The organism is Nonlabens sp. YIK11 (genome assembly GCF_001413925.1).
Taxonomy (GTDB): Bacteria; Bacteroidota; Bacteroidia; order Flavobacteriales; family Flavobacteriaceae; genus Nonlabens.
On sequence record NZ_LBMJ01000001.1, the window covers coordinates 2,814,811 to 2,835,120 of the forward strand.

At 39.4% G+C, this 20,310-nt stretch carries 18 protein-coding genes; 1 reads left to right on the plus strand and 17 read right to left on the minus strand.

Features of this window, described 5'->3' with window-relative positions; genetic code table 11:
- Positions 1–40: 40 nt before the first annotated feature.
- The 3 genes from AAU57_RS12820 to AAU57_RS12830 are packed head-to-tail and all read right to left on the minus strand — an operon-like array spanning position 41 to position 2,819.
- The gene (locus tag AAU57_RS12820; protein ID WP_055413288.1) at positions 41–1,432 is read right to left on the minus strand and encodes a sugar transferase; all 1,392 of its coding nucleotides are present in this window, start codon (positions 1,430–1,432) and stop codon (positions 41–43) included.
- 35 nt (positions 1,433–1,467) lie between these two features.
- Positions 1,468–2,580: a glycosyltransferase family 4 protein gene (locus AAU57_RS12825; protein ID WP_231717820.1), complete on the minus strand. Its 1,113-nt coding sequence runs from the start codon at positions 2,578–2,580 to the stop codon at positions 1,468–1,470.
- Positions 2,580–2,819 (minus strand): hypothetical protein, encoded by a 240-nt coding sequence (locus AAU57_RS12830; protein ID WP_055413289.1) that lies wholly within the window; start codon positions 2,817–2,819, stop codon positions 2,580–2,582. Before AAU57_RS12830 ends, AAU57_RS12825 begins: the two co-directional genes overlap by 1 nt.
- A 632-nt stretch (positions 2,820–3,451) precedes the next feature.
- Between AAU57_RS12830 and AAU57_RS12835 the strand changes: the two genes are divergently transcribed.
- Complete coding sequence (locus AAU57_RS12835) at positions 3,452–4,204, plus strand: hypothetical protein (protein WP_055413290.1); 753 nt, start codon at positions 3,452–3,454, stop codon at positions 4,202–4,204.
- 237 nt (positions 4,205–4,441) lie between these two features.
- Here the strand turns inward: AAU57_RS12835 and AAU57_RS12840 are convergent, their stop codons facing one another.
- From AAU57_RS12840 to AAU57_RS12910, 14 genes are all read right to left on the minus strand, one after another.
- Positions 4,442–5,794 (minus strand): O-antigen ligase family protein, encoded by a 1,353-nt coding sequence (locus AAU57_RS12840; RefSeq protein WP_055413291.1) that lies wholly within the window; start codon positions 5,792–5,794, stop codon positions 4,442–4,444.
- Positions 5,791–6,861, minus strand: a complete 1,071-nt coding sequence (locus AAU57_RS12845) for a glycosyltransferase family 4 protein (protein WP_055413292.1) — start codon at positions 6,859–6,861, stop codon at positions 5,791–5,793. The genes AAU57_RS12840 and AAU57_RS12845 overlap by 4 nt, the downstream gene beginning before the upstream one ends.
- Positions 6,862–7,054: 193 nt before the next feature.
- A complete protein-coding gene (locus AAU57_RS12850) occupies positions 7,055–8,548 on the minus strand; it encodes a glycosyltransferase (RefSeq protein WP_231717821.1) in 1,494 nt (497 codons plus the stop codon).
- Complete coding sequence (locus tag AAU57_RS12855) at positions 8,545–9,093, minus strand: serine O-acetyltransferase (protein WP_055413779.1); 549 nt, start codon at positions 9,091–9,093, stop codon at positions 8,545–8,547. The genes AAU57_RS12850 and AAU57_RS12855 overlap by 4 nt, the downstream gene beginning before the upstream one ends.
- The gene (locus AAU57_RS12860; RefSeq protein WP_055413294.1) at positions 9,090–10,094 is read right to left on the minus strand and encodes a glycosyltransferase family 2 protein; all 1,005 of its coding nucleotides are present in this window, start codon (positions 10,092–10,094) and stop codon (positions 9,090–9,092) included. The genes AAU57_RS12855 and AAU57_RS12860 overlap by 4 nt, the downstream gene beginning before the upstream one ends.
- Positions 10,084–11,562, minus strand: a complete 1,479-nt coding sequence (locus tag AAU57_RS12865; RefSeq protein ID WP_055413295.1) for a glycosyltransferase family 2 protein — start codon at positions 11,560–11,562, stop codon at positions 10,084–10,086. Before AAU57_RS12865 ends, AAU57_RS12860 begins: the two co-directional genes overlap by 11 nt.
- On the minus strand, positions 11,559–12,707 hold the full coding sequence (locus AAU57_RS12870) for a glycosyltransferase family 4 protein (protein ID WP_055413296.1): 1,149 nt from the start codon (positions 12,705–12,707) through the stop codon (positions 11,559–11,561). Before AAU57_RS12870 ends, AAU57_RS12865 begins: the two co-directional genes overlap by 4 nt.
- Positions 12,708–12,742: 35 nt before the next feature.
- Positions 12,743–13,456: a glycosyltransferase family 2 protein gene (locus tag AAU57_RS12875; protein WP_055413297.1), complete on the minus strand. Its 714-nt coding sequence runs from the start codon at positions 13,454–13,456 to the stop codon at positions 12,743–12,745.
- A gap of 2 nt (positions 13,457–13,458) precedes the next feature.
- Positions 13,459–14,880, minus strand: a complete 1,422-nt coding sequence (locus tag AAU57_RS12880) for a hypothetical protein (RefSeq protein ID WP_055413298.1) — start codon at positions 14,878–14,880, stop codon at positions 13,459–13,461.
- A 352-nt stretch (positions 14,881–15,232) separates the two neighbouring features.
- Positions 15,233–15,541, minus strand: a complete 309-nt coding sequence (locus AAU57_RS12885; RefSeq protein ID WP_055413299.1) for a GIY-YIG nuclease family protein — start codon at positions 15,539–15,541, stop codon at positions 15,233–15,235.
- A 340-nt stretch (positions 15,542–15,881) separates the two neighbouring features.
- Complete coding sequence (locus AAU57_RS12895; protein WP_055413301.1) at positions 15,882–16,760, minus strand: N-acetylneuraminate synthase family protein; 879 nt, start codon at positions 16,758–16,760, stop codon at positions 15,882–15,884.
- Positions 16,761–16,797: 37 nt separating this feature from the next.
- On the minus strand, positions 16,798–17,952 hold the full coding sequence (locus tag AAU57_RS12900) for an acyltransferase family protein (RefSeq protein ID WP_055413302.1): 1,155 nt from the start codon (positions 17,950–17,952) through the stop codon (positions 16,798–16,800).
- On the minus strand, positions 17,949–19,109 hold the full coding sequence (locus AAU57_RS12905; RefSeq protein WP_055413303.1) for an acylneuraminate cytidylyltransferase: 1,161 nt from the start codon (positions 19,107–19,109) through the stop codon (positions 17,949–17,951). Before AAU57_RS12905 ends, AAU57_RS12900 begins: the two co-directional genes overlap by 4 nt.
- A 56-nt stretch (positions 19,110–19,165) precedes the next feature.
- The gene (locus AAU57_RS12910) at positions 19,166–20,293 is read right to left on the minus strand and encodes a glycosyltransferase family 4 protein (RefSeq protein ID WP_231717822.1); all 1,128 of its coding nucleotides are present in this window, start codon (positions 20,291–20,293) and stop codon (positions 19,166–19,168) included.
- Between the last annotated feature and the right edge of the window lie 17 nt (positions 20,294–20,310).

The following is a 20,310-nucleotide window of genomic DNA, read 5'->3' on the forward strand; positions in this document are numbered from 1 at the left end:
ACTTAGTGATGTTAAATTATTCTATTTCTTTTTGCAATTACTATTGACCTTTTAAGAAAATAACGGTACTAAGGGTTTTTACCAAAATTCTGATATCTAGGAAAATGCTGCGTTTTTTGATGTAGTATAAGTCGTATTGTAGTTTTTTAAGATGGTCCTCATAGCTTTCCCCATAACTAGCTTTTACTTGTGCCCAACCGGTTAATCCTGGCTTTACGACATGCCTGGTTTCATAAAACGGTATCTTTTCCGTAAGCTTTTTGACAAAAACAGGTCTTTCTGGTCGCGGCCCGATGACGCTCATGTTTCCTTGTAGGATATTGAAAAATTGAGGGATCTCATCTAAGCGTGTCTTGCGCAATAGCTTACCAAATGCTGTAACCCTGCTGTCTTTCTTGACGGTGAACTGCGCACCGTCGACCTCTGCATTTCTAATCATCGTACGGAATTTTAAAATTTCAAACTCTTTACGATTACGACCAATTCTGGTTTGTGAGTAAAATAGTGGACCACGATTTGCCAGCAGATTTCCAAACAGCACCAAAGGTAAAATCACCACAAAACCGATGAGGCCTATGACGCTAATGAAGACGTCAAAACAGCGGTGGTAGACCTGATAGAGTCTATTTTGATTACTTCTCGCAAATGGGAAATACCTGTAAAAATCCTTACCCACAAAATTGACGGGAACACGATCTGTCATCTCTTCGTAAACCTGTGAATATTCCCTAACTGAAAAGCCGTTTTCTACCAACTCTATGAGCCACGTATAGATTTGAGTAGTAATACCTGCCGAATTCATACTAGCGATGACAATCTCACGCACATTTTCCTTTCTTATTTTTTCTTCTGCTTCGGCTACGGTTAATACCGCAATCCTGTCATCATATCCCATATCGATGCTACGATCTGTATTGATGTAACCTATGATGGTGTAATTAGGATCTGCTGACTGCAGTTGACTGGAGATTTCCAAAGCATCCACCGCATCTGCCACGATGATGATTTTCTTATCAAATCTAGAACTTGCAAACAGCTTCACATAAATCGATCGCCAGCTCATGAGTGATATGAGAACCGTAGCGGTAAAATAAAATATTTGCAATCTATTATCTGGTAATACCGGTGTAAGAAATGGAGTCAATAAATATGCAAGAGAGGTAAGAATTCCTGTATAAAAAACACCTTGTAAAGTACTGGTAATTCGGCTGGCCTTTTGTAGATCGTATAATTCAAAAACGGTTGCAAAAAAGAGAATGTAGATACAGAGAATTACAGATCCCAGCCATTGATCAAGGTTGATCATAAAATAATTCATGTCAAAAAAATAACCCACTAAATGAAGAGAAAACAGAATTACGCACACATCAATAACGCGCAGTAAAACCTTGCGTTCTGAAATCTCAAAATGTATGGAACTAGAATTTGCCATTTAGGGGATTAGCATTCTTACCTCAAATATATTCTTTAAGATCTTAATAGATCATTCCATGAATTTTTGATCGTATTCCATGAGAACTTACTTACAAATACGTGTGCGTTCGTCGATATTCTATTGGCTAATTCTTGATTTTTGGTAAGTAATATTATGGATTCTACCATTCTAGTAACATCATTATCATCTACTAGCAAACCATTAGATTCATTTTTGATAAACATTGGAATGCCACCCACGTTTGTAGAAATCACTGGCAATCCCAGAGCCATGGCTTCCAATATACTGACCGGCATGTTGTCAAAATGTGATGTATTGATGAAAATGTCGTGCTCACGGCTTAGAGCAATCCATTCCGTTTTTGATAATAGTCCCGTAAATTGAACCGGTAGATCCTTTTCCAATGCATACAGTTCACAGCGTTGCAAAGATCCATCTTTGTCGGGTCCCACCATGGTGAGGCATGCATTAGGCAATCGTTCCAGTAATCGCTCCAGTACCTTCAAAGCCATCATGGGATTATAGATCTCCGCAAAGGATCTTACCCAGAGCAGCTTCGGCTGGACGCGTGATCGCTTGTTAAAACCATAATTTTCAAGCTCTAAGCTATTTGGGATTACTGTGATTTTATTAAAATTCGCTTTCGTGCTTCGACTACCTGCCTGTCCAGTCAGGTGCTCAGCATGAACTTCTTCGTCGCTGCGCTCCTCGAAAGCGAATTTCAAATAATCACTAGGACTCACCACTCGGTGTGCGTTGCTTAAAAAGTGATGAAATACTTTAGGGTTCTTTTTGAGCCTTGCTGGCAAATTACCACCGTGGAGAATGGGAATATATTTGATATTCAACCAACGGCAAATGTATCCGATGGATATCGCATACCAGAAATTACGAGTACTGTAGGTGTCTATGAGAACGAACTGCGCCCAGTTCCTATTAAATAGCGTGACCCAGGCCATGTGAAGCCCACGTAACCATTGGTTTTTGACGGAAGAAGCTGTTTTTACCTGATAGCCCTGCTTGCGTAAAAGATCGCTGAGCGTATCAATGGTGGTGGCTGTTCTATTCTTACTGGCAAGCTGGTTGCCTATGTATAGAACCCTAGTCTGCATCTGTACCACTAGGTGATGCCGTATGGTAAGCATTATGCGGCATCTTTGGTAATGTTTAATCTACTATATAATTGTTCTACAGAAATCTCCATGAATTCTGCAAATTCTTCAAAAGTGACGTGCTTACGTTTTGTAATGTCCTTAAAGTCGCGAGCTTCTTTAAGTAATTTGTATGCCTTAGTCATGCCACATTGCATGACTTCCCTTACTCGTTCCATGCTAATAAATAGCGGTGCTGGCTTGAGGCCTTTTTTTTCTTTGTTTGATTTCATAACCGTTTTTGTTGTGTGGTGATTTGTTCATTGGTCTCATTTTCGTCTGGTTTTTGCTTTAAGTTAAATTAGTATCCCTTTATTATTCCCTACCTGATCTATACTTATTCCATACTTGTTTGTCGAGTGCAGCATACACTCTAGTCGAGTAATTCATATAAGATCGTCGAGAAAGCATCAAGAGACAGTGACAAATTTAGAAGGCTTAAAAGAAGAATCAACTGTCATGCTTGGGACGTTCTCCACATGGTTATTAACATTGAAATTTAGAGCCTTTTTAATATGTAACACTTTAAAAATCAATATACTCCGTTTTTACTGTACATTTTTATCAATAAAAACCTTATTTATTTTAATGTAAAAAGGCTATTTGTTAATGCCCATTTGATTTTGTATTGCCGCTAAAAGCGGCAGATTGGATTCAATTGAATACCTATTTACGTCATTCTCCTTTTTATAAATTTTTCATTTTTGATCTTTTCTATCGCAAACTGGTAACTATTGATATTTTTTACCCTTTTTTATTCCTTTTAATTGATTTTATCATCCTTTTCAGTTTTTGATATATTCTTCACAATGCACTTTTTAGCTCCTTTAGATTTGGCCATTATTCGTCATTTAATTTTTTTATCATGGCAAAAAATACAAGCCTATTAAAAATAGAAGGAACGCTGGGAGAGCTTACCTTCTATAAGTCCCAAGATGGTTTTCTAGTGAAAACCAAAAGCGGTGTAAGCAAACAGCGCATTGACAACGATCCTGCATTTTCCAGAACGCGTGAAAATGGCAAAGAATTTGGAGAAATTGCCCGTAGCGGCAAAGTCTTACGAACAGCCATACGCCCATTGCTATTGGAAGCGAAGGATACTAAGGTAACCTCTAGATTAGTTAAGGTCATGGGCGCTGTCAAAAACTCTGATGCCACTTCGCAACGAGGAGAGCGAACGGTGTTCAACGGTTTAGCTACCGATCTGGGAAAATCCTATCTGAAAGGATTTGATTTTAATAACAAAGCGGTCTTAGGTAGCATTCTCTATAGCGCTATGGAGGTGGATTCCAGTACTGGCGTGATTACATTGAATCAATTGAGACCAAAATTGGAAATCGCAGCGCCCTCAGGTAGCACCCACGTGACCCTGCTTTCGGCTTCTGCCAATGTAGACTTTCTTACTGAGGATTTTAGCCTTTCCCTAAGCAATACCGAAACTATTGCGGTGCACGATGTAAATCCTGTTGATGTCGTATTGACACCTCAAGCCGTTCCTTCTGGCTCTGGAACCTCTATGTTGTTCTTTTTAATGAGTTTTAGTCAAGAAGTGAATGGCAGTTTATATGATTTACGAAATGGGGCGTATAACGTGCTTAATTTGATCGAAGTCTTATAGATAACGATTCCATTTACCTTTAGGTGTCTTCTTAAAAACCCTTATAGAGCTTTCTATAAGGGTTTTTGTATGTGATTAAATTTCTAAGACTTTCTTCCTTATCCATTTTTAGGACGCCCAATAGTTATCTTCGATGGTAGAAACGATGCACGAAAATCAATACTTCTCTTATGGTTACAACCTTTCACTTAAGACAAGAATATTGGTGTTCCTATTTTGATCAAGAGGTAAACGCGTTCAACGATAGGGTTTCCTTCTAGGACTTTTCTTTTTCACGTTAATTACTTTTAATAAAGCCAACCCATAAAAAAAGGATGGTGCCGCTATACGCATCGCGCTGTGATTGATGGTGGCAAACCAGAATATCAAAAACGCATAGAAATAGATATTGCCTCTATGTGACAATCTATATATCAATGGAGTAATGATCAAAACTAATATGGAAAGTATACCAATAGCACCATGTTCTGATAACAATCTACTTGATTCGTTGTGGGAAGCCGCCACAATACCGTCCTTTCTTGCTCGGTAATATTTTACCTGACCAGCCCCAATACCCGCAATGGGATTTTCTGTAAAAGCTTCTAGTTCGATGCTTATCAACTCTGATCTTCCCGTACTCAAATCTTTCTTCATACGACCTGCCGCATCTTGATTAGCATATCGTTTATCTATTAGACCATTGGTCACCATAGATGTGAAGCCCCAAGCTATTCCAAGGCCAACGACGAGCACCCCTAATTTAGGCAACATGGCTACTCTAAACGAGGAACGCTTTAAAAGAAAAATGGTGAAGATGGTTGCTACAATCATCATAGCCGCCGTAAAAATCCCACCACGAGAAAAAGTAACCCAACCACGATAGGTCATTCCTAATAGCAGGATTATGTCGATCACATTGATCGTAAAATTTTTAACCCTTAAAAATCTTACGAAACATATAAACATCCCAATTCCCAAAGCGGTCGCCACTTGATTGGGGCCATATCCGCCAGAGGCTGCAAAATTTGAAGCGGTACCCGTAGCAATGTCTCTTATATCTGGAGTTACCAGAAATAGATATAAGGTCAACATAGCTATAGGACCTACGGATAATTTGAGGATCTCTTCCAACCTATTTAATGAAATCGTTCGCTGATAACAATAGATTGCTACTATTCCTAAAGTCACCGGTCCACTAAGGTTGAATGCAATTACTTTACGCAGACTTTCGCCCAAAGGAATCACTTGCGAAGCAATTACGATACTTGGAATAAGCAAAAGCAAATACATCACAAATGGAATGGATTTAATAGAAAATCCCTTATGAAAGATCCCGATGGACATGAAGACCAACACCAAATATTTAATCAATTCATAAAAAAACAATGCATCTGTCATGCGCAGAAAAACCTCCCAACAGGTCAAATAGCAGGCGGCCATTAAGGCTTCCTGATTGCGGTCTTTGCTGGATATCACCCTTAAAAACAAATAAGCGGTAATGCTATAGAATAACAGTTTTGACGTTAAAGGTAATAAGACGACCAAGAGCGCCATAATCAAATGGGCCCCTATAAGTATGGGATAAGAAAGCTTTTCGACCTTGATCATAGAGAACTATAGATTTGACTAAGAGTTGTCAAGTAAGGCTGCTGGCTGTACTTTTTTTCTATTCGTTTTTGAAATTTAAGTCCTATTTCTGACCTTAGAGCGGGATCGTTGATCAAATCCAAAAGATATTTTTTGAAAACGGAAGGTGATTCTAGTTCTGCTATGAACCCATCGTCTCCTATTACCTGTTTACACGCGCCTACATTTGTTGCCACGACCGGAAGACCTGCATTTCCATACTCCAGCAAAGACAATGGCAAACCTTCTGATTTTGAACTTAACACACCTATCTGACACTGTTTTAATATATCTGCTACATCTGTTCTCGTGCCTAACATGAATACGCGATCCTGTAGTTGATTTTGAGTTATAAACTTTTGAAGATTTTGACTGTATTGATCCTGAAAGTCCATACCAACCAGCAACAGACTCCAATCTGGATGTAGCGAGACAATATCGCGCCACACCTCTAGGAGCATTGGGTGATTTTTTTGAGGTCTTAAATTTGCTAGACAAACCACACGCTGACTATGATTTCCAGGAATCCTATCTTCTGTTTCAGGGAAAATTGAATCTTTGACAGAGAAGTTGGCCAAAAAAAATACGTTGCCCTTTGGTTTCAATTGTCTAGCCCATCGTTCCAGCTGTTCATTTACGACTATAATGGCATCCATTTTTTTTGCCATGATCCTTAATAAGCGTGTCGGACGTTGATCCAGCATTTCGGCATTTCCATAATGATCATGCCAGATCAACTTCAGATGAGGATTAAGGATTTTCAATAGAAAAGCCGTATAACAGGATGTCCCGTGCGCATGAATATGAGTAATTTTAAGGTTTTGCACAAATTTGTGCATTCTGGCAATCCCTGAAATTCCTATTCTGCCTTTACGATTTGCAAACCTATATGCCACTTCATTGTCAAGTTGCTCTTTTAACACACCTTCTTCCCTAGTGCAGCACAAAGCGGACAGCTCTACTTTTTCCGTTAAAGCGTTTGCGATTTGAACCGCCATACGCTCTGCGCCGCCAGGATGTAGACTGTCGATGATTTGTAGGATGCGCATGGTTTTGGGGATGAGGGATGAGGGATGAGGGATTAGGGATTAGGGATGTGGTATGAGGTATGAGGGATTAGGGATTTTTGATATTTGATATTTGATATTTGATATTTGATATTTGATATTTGATATTTGATATTTGAAAATAGAGAATAGAGAATAGAGAATAGAATATAGAGTGGTTGTGTTTTAGGTTTTTTTAGGTTTGATGGTTTAGCAATTTTACGATTTCCTTTTCAAAGTCTTCTAGGGTGTATTGCTGTGACCAGGTTTGTGCTGCTTGGGACATCATTTGATAATGATCTTGGTGGTTCAGCAGCCATTGCAGGTCGGTTATGGTACGATTTATTTTAGTAAAAATGAGGCCTCTTGGAGTTTCTGATTTAACTATAAGCTTATTTGCTTCTAAACCGTCTTCGACAGGCTCAAACTGACCTAAAGTGATTATAAATAAGGTTTTTAAATCAAGATCTCCATTGTTATTCAGCATCCAAGGGACGCAACTCACTGGTGAGGCTATAGGTACACAGCCGTGCCACATGGCTTCGGCCACTGCCTTGGGCCAGCCTTCACTTTGGGAGGCTAAGAATACAAAATGGGCTTGTTTATAGGCCTTTCTGACCACCTCAGCGGGCTGGTTGCCGTGGAAGGTGAAGGCCCCATTGTCCTTACTTCGACTTCGATCAGTGCGAGAGGGAGATTTTTGCTGAGAGGAACGGGTGTTTTGATGACCATCCATTTCTCGACTCTCGCTCGAAACTGGATTGCTTTGAGGTACTGAACGGTTCTCGACTTGACTTCGGCTTCGCTCAGTCGACAGGCTCGAAACTGGATTGCTTTGAGGTGTTGCAACGTTCTCGGGTTGACTTCGGCTGCGCTCAGTCGACAGACTCGAACCGGCATTGGGGTTGCTTTGGGGTTGACTTCGGCTACGCTCAGTCACCATGACTGTTCTGGCGTGTTGTTTTAGTTGTTGCATCATGGGGCCGTCGCCGTAGAAATGAGCTTGTGCGGAAATGCCGTGCTTATGTAGTCCTTCTATCAATTCTATCAACAATTGCGGGTTTTTGTTCTTTGATAGCGTACCTACAAAGATGATTTGTATCGGACTCACAAACTCTTTTTGGAATACCTTTCTGTCAGTTTTAGAATACGAAGCCGTGAAAAATGGCACTATGTTTTCCGATTGGTTTTTCCACTGTCCGTAGGCCATCACATTGGTATTCTTACTCCATTTTGGGCTTGAAAAGAGGCGCTTTTGCCATCGATAGGATAAAGGTTGTTTTGAATTAGGATCCCAATTCCCAGCATATTTTACGGATATACGCTTTCGCGAAAACGATAATGCTACCAACCCGGCCAAAAAGGCTAGATTTCCCGGAGCCCGTAGATGAATATGGTCTGCCTTTTTCATTTGTTTATACAATAATTGAATCTGGCCTGGAATGTTTATTAATGATTTTATTGCTGTGCTTATTCTGTTATATTCAAGTCTTTTGACCGGTAAAAGCTCAAAGTCTTGTCGGTCGAAGGGTTTCAAGAGCAAAGGGCGAGAAAACTCATTTGGACCTATAAATGTTGTATGAGATACGTGAGACATCCACAGATCCATTTCCTTAACGTAAGGTGCATAGGCCTGCTTAGTTCCTTTATCGTAAAGAATAGGAGCGTCAGATATGACAAGCAATTTCATAATATGTAGTCTTGACTGTCGTGATCGCTTATTTTCACCGCGGGAACACCCACGACTGTTGTGTTTGTTTCCACTGACTTTACCACAAGGGAATTGGCACCAATGACGACACCGTCGCCTACCTGAATATTACCCGCAACCACGGCATTAGCCCCAACGTAGACTCGATCGCCAATGACTGGTACGCCTCGATACTGGCCACGACCGCTTACTCCTATCGTGACGCCTTGGGAGATATTACAGTTATTACCTATCACAGCCTGTGGATGTACAATTATGCCAGAATGATGCCCGATATATAGGCCTTCACCTATCTGTGCGCTGTGTGGTAAGCTTATACCCGTGAATATCTCTACTTTTTTTTGACATAGAACGCCCACAATCAAAAGTATCCTTTTTAGCAATTTAGGTAGTTGGGCTTTGTGTACCGCATTAAAAATCCTGTAATAAAACAGCGCCCATAAACCTTGCTGGGTCAGCAGCATAAGAAGTTTAGACTTACCGCTGTAGTCTGTATATCTTTTTATGTCGCTTGAGAATTTCATGATCCAGGTTTGTTCCATAGCAGCGAAATAACACCAAGGCATCTACCTGCAAATTCAATTGCTGCTTCCCATCTTTGACTGGTAGTAAATATATTGAGAAATCTTATGCCTGTGAGTAATAGCGTTATTTGATACCACCTGATAGTGTCGTTAAACGATGGATTGGGATTCTTGACACGCCAAACATACCAGCCATTGCGGATGACCATCTTCCCATATTTAAAGGAATTCGGTCTACCTGACGCATCATGGTGGTGTTCTAACTGTGCTGCAGTGTTTACATATAAGTTTCCTAACTTAGAAAGCCGTAAACTAAAATCTGCATCTTCATATAACCCATAACCTTCAAAGTACTCAGAAAACTTATGCTCTTTTAGCACGCGTAAAGGAAAACTGGAAACTCCACCCATCAGGGTTTCAGTTTGATATATTTTACCTGAAGGCGGTAAGAATCCAATAGACCTGCCGTGTCCGAAATTTGGATAAAAACCTGGAGGTTCATTTTGAACCAGGCCTAATTTACGTCTTAGCTTATACCTACTACTTTCTTTACGACGGTAGCCGTCAAAGTAGAAATAACGTATATCGTTCTCTTCAATGTGATTAGCCTTTTCCCATACCACCTCATTGGTAATATAGCCTCCCACACCCATAGCTTCAGGATATATAGTATAGGTCTCCAATAGCCGTTCGAAGTAGTCTGACTCTAAAACGACATCATCATCAAGAAAGGCTACAATGTCTATTTCTTCAGAAACTTTTGAGATTCCGTGATTACGCTGTTTAGTCAGACCACGATCACCTTCAGAGACTTGAAAGTATTTTAAGTATGGTATTTCTATTTCACCTAGTCTAGCTTTGGTTTTTTGATCTTGCGAACCATCTACTATGATGATCTGATCTGGACACCTAGATTGAGATTTTACTGAAGCTATCAAACGTATGATTGCATCAGGTCGTTGATAGGTGCAAATGATTAATGCTAGAGTATTATAAGCCATTTGACAATTTATGAGACCAATATACACTACGATCCCAAGCCTTTCTAAAATAGCGGTAATGCTTTATTGGATTACTAGTACCAAAACCACGATAGAACTTAAAAAAAAGTACTAATTTATATCCTTGTAATTGCTGTAAAGTGGTGTTTTTACGTCTGAAGTACATTATTTGCGGCGAGGGTTTTGGCTTGAATTTTTCAAATTGCCAAGGAAAAATAAATTCACTTCTAAATCCGCCAACTGGTGCTTTAAGGTGAAGAATTTGAATTTGAGGTGTATAAATTACATCATAACCGGCATTTCTGATTTGCATACCATAATCCGCGTCTTCTCCGTAGCCATGTTCCAAAGCAAGATCAAAAGAGCATTGTTCAAACACATCACGGTTTACCATGGAACAACCTGATCCAAAAGATTTCCATTGTATCATAGCGGTAACTTTATCCTGATCGTTATTTTGTAAGTATGCAGTATTTATAACACTTAAGCCTGTTTGTTTCAATGTTTGAAATATTTTCTCGAACAAAAGTTTATCAAAACGAGCGTCATCATCAAAAAACATCACCCAAGGTGCCGTCGTTTTGGATATGGCAAGATTTCTAGCGTGACAAGAACCAGTTCTGTGTATCAATTGGTGGTCCATCTGAAATGGCCAGGTCTCTTCTTCTAGATAATACAGCTCACTTTTAGAAGATGAATCTGCATTTTGCTCAATGATAATTATTTTTTTTGGCTGTATGGTTTGCCTTGCGATATCCTTAAGTACCTGATACAGATAATCAGGCCTTCCCAAGGTGGGAATTATAATCTCATATTCTAAATCAAACTCATCAGGCTTAAAAACCTTTTTTTGTAAAACAACAGCGTCGATTTTGATTTTTCTAGTCTTAAAAAATTGCGCTTTCGCGAAAGCGGCCCACGGAAATCTTTTTTCATAAAGTATATGGCATAGCAATAACAGCAAGGTCCAACGTCTTTTATAATGTTGTTGAACGAACTGGTACAACAAAGAATCTGACAGTTTATTATGACTAAGGTGATATGGCAATTGGTATGTGAAAACACCAGCCGACTGAGCCAACTTGCCCAGCGAATTGACCCAATACAAAAGGTCTTGACTTGCAGATAACTGGTCGGAAACTTGATTGACCAAAGCCGCATGAATGTAAAAAATAGATGTTCCCTTTATCCAGGTAGGATACTTCACGGTTTTTGATATTTTGAGAAAAGGGCTGTCCTCTACATATCCAAAATCTTGATTTAATGGGTTATGATTGGAAATGAACAAATTTCTCGAAAGGTTCTCTCCTAGGGCTTCAATAAACAAGGTTCCATCAAGATCCCTTTCTTTTACAACAATTGGTTCTTCTGGATTTTCTCTGGCGCAATCGTACAAAGCTGGTAATACCGATTTACCTTGATAGGGTCCAGCACATATCTTATTCTGCTTGTACTCCAGAATAATCATTGTATAATTATTTTTTGGTATAACTCCATATTCCTTAAAGCAATACTTTTAATGTCAAATCTTCTCTCCACTTTTTTGCGGGCACCTGATCCCAATTTCTTGACCAACATTTCATCATCAAAAAGTCTGGAGATGGATTTAATATAGCCATTTATATCATCAGGATGATGCATCAATCCGTCGACACCATGATTGATGATGTCTTTTGCCCAACCTATGTTTGTGTTGACCACTGTTTTTTGTAGCGCCATAGATTCTATAGTAACCATTCCCATGGTTTCAGCAAGTGATGGAAACACACACACGTGTGCATTCTTGATCTTTTCCTGCACCTCGTTATAAGGCAACTTACCAACATAATCTATACGGCTTAGAACATCTGCCGAAACACTAGCTTTCATAAGCTCCCATGTAGAATAGCTACCTGTTGCAATATCGGGAGCATCTCCTCCGATCAACGTTAATGAAGCCTCAGGGAATTGATCTAATACTTTTGTAAAAATCTGCAACAACTGAAAAACCCCTTTTTTGCGTATGAGTGTACCTATGTTGAGAAGATTAAATTCCTGATAATTATCAGGATGAGGATTTTCAAATTTATCTAGCTGTAAACCATAATGTATCACTTTCACATTATTAAAGTTCATTTTAAACAAATCTGCACTCTTTTGACCTGCAAAATTTGTTGGGGCTATGAATGCTTGCGCTCTTTTGATCGCGTTGGTCTCAAAAAAACGGTTTTTCCATTTTTGAGGTCTTCCTTCTATGCTGCAAAAATAAGTGTCACTCCCATGAAAACGAATCACCAGCGGAACTTTGAACTTCATGAAGGCTGTGATACCCGTCCAGTCTGGTGCTTCCAAAAGATCGATGCCTTTTTCTTTTATGAGTCTATTTAAGTAAGCATTGATATGCTTACGGTAAAAATAGAAACCGCCTACCTTGTAGTACTTCTGTTTTAAAATGTAAAAATTGATGCCATTTTCCTTAAAATGATCAGATCTCTGCTTCCCATAAACGACGATGCTTACTTCAATTTTAGAAGCAATTAATTCTTCTGCTAGGTTTTTAATACTCGTACCTAAGCCACCGCTGGAGCCGATTCGCTCGTGTGGATATTCAGGGGTTAGGTAAGCAATGTGCATCTATTTAATATTCTTGATTTTTATATTCTAGTTTGTCAAAATAACCTATACTTTAGAATACAATACATCGCTCTAAAGCCGTCCTTCCAGCCTATTTTCTTGCCTTCTTCAAAAGTTCTTCCATAGTAACTTATTCCCACCTCGTAAATTCTAATCCTTTTGATTTTGGAGATCTTTGCGGTCACTTCTGGCTCAAAACCGAAACGTTTTTCTTTAAGATTCAAGGATTTGATAATTTCTGACCTGAACAATTTATAACAAGTCTCCATATCCGTCAAGTTTAAATCGGTCATCATATTACTCAAAAAGGTCAGAAATTTATTTCCTATACTATGCCAGAAAAATAAAATACGATGCGGATTACCACCCATAAATCGGCTACCATAAACTACATCTGCATTACCTTTTAAAATAGGTTTAAGCAATAGATTATATTCTTCAGGATCATACTCTAGGTCTGCATCTTGAATCACAATATAATCTCCAGTAGCTTCTTTGATGCCACGGTGCAGTGCTGCGCCTTTACCCATGTTTCTTTCTTGAAGAAAATAGGTGATCGCCATATTGCTATTGACTTTTTGATAATTACGAATGGCATTAAACGTATCATCGGTTGAACAATCGTCAACAATTATGACCTCCTTTTTGAGATCGTTCAATAGTTCAACTTCTTTTACCTTATCCAAGATGAGGTGAATGGTCTTCGCCTCATTATAAGCCGGTATGATTATCGACAGTGTTTCTACCATGATTACTTTTCCATAATTTGTTGAATCTCTTCCCAAATTCGCTCACTTGCCTTTTCTGGTGATTCTGGCTTATTTACGATACCATACCACTGCCTGGTTACAGGAACGGGATTTAGCTCGCCACATAGTATTCCCTTAATTCCTTTGTAGATGTCCAATTTGTTAAAGGCCCAAACAACGCTTTTCTCGCGTTCTGGCATGGATCTAAAATGTACGTACTCGTAATTTTGTCCAATATCACGAGTTCCGTTGGTAAGCTGCGGCTGTTCGTAATTGGGATAAATGGTTGGCTTACCGTGTATCACAAAATCAAAAACCATGCTCGAGCAAATATTGACCACCAGCTCGCTATGGTAGCAGGTGTTGACCAACCTGGCAAAATCAGCTTTAGTGGGCATTACTTGATTCCATTGTTGTCCCATAGGTTTCCATAAAGGTGCTATAGGTGTGATCACATCGCTATATTTTTCCAAAACATCATCATATCTGCCCGTAAAGTCAATAGGCACCTGACGGTAAATAATACCGATATCAAAGCCTTCTTCTTTAAGCTTTCTTACAGCCACAGCCGTGTCCTCCAGGTAGTATTGATCCAACGGTGAAGTAGTCTGGTCATCTCCAGAAAAACAGATATACCTTGTAGTTTCACTTAGACCATGTTCTTGGCAGAATTGCTTTCGCGAAAGCAAGATATCCATATCATAATGTGGCTCAAATTGCGGTGTGCCAGTGACAAAGATTTGCTCTGGTTTGGTTTTAGGATAATACTCCAACAACTGAGCTTTCATCAACTCTGACCAGACGAAATAGTAATCCGTCTCGATGGTTGACATTCCTTTTGGCAGATTGTCCCAACTGTAAATCCAGCAGGCTGTTTTGATTCCTAGATCCTGTGCCGCAAGAATAGGTGCAATCGCTTGAGTTGCGCGCTGTGTGGTGCAAAAAACTAGATCAGGCCTGTGTTCTGACAACTGTGCTTTTACCTCTAGGTAGCGTTGCGTTGATCGTTCAGCAGCATACATTTGATCTACTAATTGTTGCCAGCCCTTTTGGCTTGCGCTGAATTTCTCATGGTATTTGACAAAGCTGCTTTTGACCAAATTCTTTAAGCTGTTCCATCGTAGTGGAAATCGATACGTGCGATACACCTTGTCGTTAGTTCGCTTTCGCGAAAGCGATAACTCCACCCTTTTTCTTGCATGATTTAACACAGGCGTTTTAGGATGAATCTTTGTGCTAGCGATCTTTATTTCCTGATATCCCAACTCTTCCTGCAGTGGAAATATGGTATTGTTCCAATAAGTGATGTCAAAACCTTGCTCCTCACCAATCTCTTTGAACTGCGTGAAGGCAAAGTTGCGCAGGCCGACGCCGTCGGGAAACAGAATAAAAATCTTCTTGTTTTGTGGGGTATTTAAGGCCAAAAGTGCTTTTGCTTGAGCAGCAAATATAAATTTTATCGAGTTAGGTTTTGGTGAATTATCGGCGTTGTAATTGTTGGTGGGTAATGGGGTTTATAATCATAACAAAAGCTCGATTGGACTGTTCATTTTTGCCATTGATAAGCTCAGGTTGAGAATTTCCGTATTCATTCTAAGCTTGTCGAAAGAGGTTGGTGATGCAAAGAGCATTTTCCTAGGCACTCGCCTTCGACAGGCTCAGGCTGACAGTGAGGTTTTTTTCTTCTGTGACTCGCCTTCGACAGGTTCTTGCTGAAAGTGGTCGTCGTAGCCGTAAAACGAATTGAATACTTTCTTTTATATACGGATATTCTGGTTAATCAATCTTATGATTGTATTCTGTATAATTCTTGGAGTACTGCACCATTTTATCCCAATCGCCATTAATCAAAGCTTTTTTCTTTCTCCTGCTCCATCCCTTTATTCTTTTTTCCCAAATAATAGCTTGGCTGGGATCATCAATAAATTCTTTATACCATACCAATATTACTGGAAGTCGGCTGCTAGTATAACCTCTTGTTTTTCCAGATTGATGAATCGCTATTCTGCTTGCGAGATTTGAAGTGATTCCCGTGTAGAAACTTGCGTCAGCACATTCTAGTATGTAAACGGTGAAGTATTTCATCTGTTAGTAATTTCTGACAGATTGAAGTTAGGGATTTTATTGTTTTTAAATATCTGCCTTTTTTAGAATATACCTTCAACAGGTTCTGGTTGATATTTTCCTTGGTGTCATGCTGAGCTTATCGAAGCAGGTTGGTGGAGCAAAGAGGATTTTTCTCGTTACTCGCCTTCGACAGGCTGAGGCTGACATTTTCCCTGATGTCATGCTGAGCTTGTCGAAGCAGGTTGATGGAAAGAAGAGCATTTTTCTCGTTACTCGCCTTCGACAGGCTCAGGCTGACAGTGGGCTTTTTCTTCCGTGAGACGCCTTCAACAGGCCTGGGCTTACAGTGAGGTATAGATTAGGCTTTGCGGTACTTTAATTTATCGCGTTGAACTTGTTCTATGGGTAGAATGTCCATGGTTTTGTGAGTCAATGCCTGGTGTACTGCTTTTAAATCTCTGGCTAGCTTTCTCATTCCAGCTGGCTCTAAAGAAGCGCTGTGGTCCGTTCCTTTCCAAGTGCGATCTAGGGTATAGTGACGTTCAACGATGTTTGCTCCTAATGTATAGGCAGCGATGTCTACAGCAATCCCAAGATGATGCCCAGAAAAACCTATATGTTTTACCCGATCGCCATATTTTTCCAGCAAGGTTGAAATGTCTAGTAGACAAATATCTGCAAATGGGACTGGATAGCCTGATGTACAATTGTATAACACAAGATCTTGCGCGCGGTCCTGCTTTTCAAAAAAGTTGACCAATTCATCAATTTCATCTGGAGTGGTCATTCCTGTAGAGCAATGGATCTCTCCGTCGTAGTTTTTACACAACCACTCGAGCATCTCATAATGGTTGTTGCAGGCACTAGGTATTTTAATAAATTCTGGTTGTAATCCAGCGATTTCTTTGGCACTGGTCAAATCCCAAACGCTTGTCGCATAGGTGATTCCCAGCGATTCACAATATTCTTTAAGCTCTGCATGTTGATGGACGTCGAACTCTAGAAACTCACGGTGCGCTCCATAGGTATCTCCATACGAATTAATAGGATTAGGGTGCGGTGCATTGTATTGCTCTGTAGTCAATAATTCTATGTTGTGACGTTTTTGAAACTTGACCGCATCGACCTTGCAAAAAACAGCAGCCATCTGGATCATTTCTTTGGCGATGTCCATATCGCCTTTGTGATTGCCGCCTATTTCTGCAATGGTGTAGGGAACTTTGTACTTACTGAGCATTATTTATTGGTATTTATTCAAAATCCTAAAATATATATTATAAGAATTTTTCCTTGGATTTAATACTTTTATCTCTAAACCTCAAGATTGGTTGTTCAAAATACTTTGTAATCAGATATGAAATCAAAATGGTCAATATCCAATATAATCCATATTTTGCAAGTATAGACAAATAGGCATTCATTTGAGTCCAATTTATAGCTTTCAAAACCCAATATTGAACTAGGGATAAGTTTACTAAATACATCGGATAAGATATTAAACTAATGAATGTCAAATATTTGAAAACAATTCCTTTCCCGCTTTTTACTGAACTTAAAAACGGTAGTATAAATAATGTACCTATGGAAACGGTAGTAAAGGAAAAAACTGATTGATAAATACCAACTTCATTTTCAATGAAGAAAGAAAGTTTAGTCGTGGCAAACAACAGAATTCCTATTACGAAAAAAGGTACTTTGTATTTATACCATATTGACTTGAAGTTTTTGAATACATAGGCTCCAATCATTCCAAACATTAAGCTATCCAATCTTGTAATTACTTGTTTTCGTAATAGTAAATCCCAATCCTCTATATCATTAATCAAATTAATTTCATAACGATAAAACCTTATAGACATTGAAAAAAAAATTATCAAAATAATCGCTACCAATAGAGAATGCGTAATCCTAAAATGGAACAATTTATTAAAACAGAGTATTAAAAGCGGTGCGGTAAGATAAAACCATTCTTCAATACTGAGACTCCAGGCTTCTGGAAAAAAGGCTGGGTGCGCGGTGTATAAATTTTGCGAAAAAAGGAAATATTCAAATTTATTCCAGACATTAAATTTCTCATTGAATATCAATTCAAGCAGAAGCAATATCCACAAGACAAGAAAATAATTAGGCAGTGTTCTCAACCATCTCCGTGCCCAAAATTTTCCTAAAGTCTTGAGATCAAAATTATTTGATGACAAAATTCTTAATAATATTCCACCAATTAAAAATCCACTTAAAACAAAGAAAATTGAAACACCATCAAAAATGAACCATTCAATATATTGGTAACGCTCACGTTCAATCAAATAGCCTCCATGTCCAATTACGACGAATAGAATTGCAAATGATCTTATTATATCAAGACCATAGTTTCTTTCCTTTGTAATTGCAATACCAAATACACTATTCAGAAGAGTTTGATCTTTCAAAGAAACCTCATATTATATTTGATGATGAATTCGCATGCCTCACGGATGGCGCCATTTGCGCTATCGTTATTCAAAATGACATCTGCGTGATTCTTTATGGTTAGGGTTGCATTTGCTGGAGTGAAGGACCAGCCTGCTGCACAAATATTTGCTAGGTCATTAACATCATCGCCTATGTAGGCCATGTTTGAAAATGATAGATTGCGCTCATGAGCTATTCTTGAAAGTAAGCTGTATTTGTCTTTAACGCCTAGAAAGACATCGGCGATGTTAAGCTTTTTCATGCGGCTGGCGACTATCGCAGAATCTTCTGAGGTCATGACCATGACATTGACATGATACTGGCGTAAGATTTCTAATCCCATACCATCACGCATGTCAAACTTTTTAATAAGCTCGCCGTCGCTGCCGTAGTAAACACATCCATCTGTAAACACCCCATCAACATCTAGGATTAGGTGCGTTATTTTGCTTGCTTTCTTTTCTTTTTTCAACCTAGCTGCCAGCAGTTCTTCCACAATTTTCCAGTCAGTTAGCGAATCGATTTCTGTGAGACTATCTTCCGGCATGTGTATGGTAGCAATGTTACCGCTTATTCTATTTCCGCTTTCGCGTAAAGCGGTATCACTTGAGACGTAACAAGCACCATTCTCAATCAATAAACCCTCAAAGTCCTGACGACGTGGCCGATTGAACACATCGTAATTTTTAGGAGTACCATTTTTATTCCAAGTGAATCGATGTGAATTAACAACAGTCAAAGCGGAATCGTAATCACCAGAGGTTACCGCCTGCAGGCATTTGTTGATATCAGCCGCCGTTGTAAAAGGTGATGTAGCTTGTAAAAGGCAAAAGAAGTCGATGGGTTCTTTGTGTGTGTCCATAAACTCGAGGATCGCGCTTTCTGTAGATGCGGTATCGGTCGCACTTGCAGCGCTGCGTTCTATTGCACTTACCTTACCTGTCCAGTGATATTCCTTTTCTATGAACCTAATGATATCGTGATCGTCTGTAAAAACATATATATGATCTAGTTGAGAGGCGATGGCTTCTCCCAGCACCCAACAGAAAAGTGGTCTGCCCAATAATTTCTTCTTGTTCTTGCCAGGAATCCCTTTGGAATTCTTGCGTAACGGAATAAAGCCTTTTGATTTCATACGGGACTGTTGTGGGCAAATTTAGGGAAAGAACCTTAGTTAACGTGCTGATAGTCTCAAATTGAATTGTAAGCTGATACTACTTGTTGCTTTATCGTGTTTCTGTCTAAGGATGGTATAACGTGTAGCAGGTTGTGATTCACGGCTTGCTTAATTTGATCTTGCGATTGTAAAACTTCCTTTATGATCAAGGAAATGTGCTCTGGATCATCGCAATCCGTAATTAGTCTACCGTTGCTACCGTCCGTAATAATTTCGGCAGTTGCACCGCCAGGATTGGATTGTATAGGATAACAGCCACAGCAGATAGCTTCCAGCAAGGTGTTAGGCATACCATCGCTATTTGAATTGCCTATGTAAAGCAATGCCTTACCGAAAAGCTTTAAAACTTCCTTGTGAGCTAGCTTACCATGAATGGTGATGTTGGGAATCTCGCTTTCACTTCGACTGCGCTCTGTGACCTCGCGAAAGCGGAACACATCTTCATGGTCGGCTCCAAAAACTACGATCTGGTAATCTGCGAGCTGATCCTTAATCATCTCGAGTGCTTTTAAAACTGGAATGGCTCTGCCGGACCGATTTTGGTATCCTTTTACAGCAATAACCTTACGCTGCTCCAAGGGAAGTTGGTATTGCTTTAAATCGTCCAATTCATAGCCGCCGCCACCTGGAAAAACACCCAAAAAAGTACCCTGAAAACCATATCTGACAGCAATTTGATGATCGCGGTGACAATCCGTGAATAGATAATCGACTCGGAGAAGCACTTGTTTAATATCTGCTAGATAATTAGGTTGATGCTGAAAATAAAACAAATCACTGCCCCAAGTGCTGTATGCCCATTTGATGTGATCATGTGCTTGCATCACATTTTTTATAGGAGCTGCAGACACATACAACGCAAAACTATGCACTACATCTGGTTGTATATCAAGCAATGCTCGCTCAAAGGCAACCTCAACAGGAACATCATATTTACGCTCCAGCCAATTGTAAACCTTTGGAAGTTTTGTTTTTAAAAAGGTCCGGCCTCGACGTTTAAGGAATTCTTTTTTCCAGCCTGTAACTTGCGTCATCCATGATAAAGATGAAGCATATCCCTGATCCAGTATGTCAAACCAAAACACTTCATGACCACTATCTCGCAATTGGTCTGTCCAGCGCTGGAAGTGTAGATTATTCATGGAGACCATTAAGATTT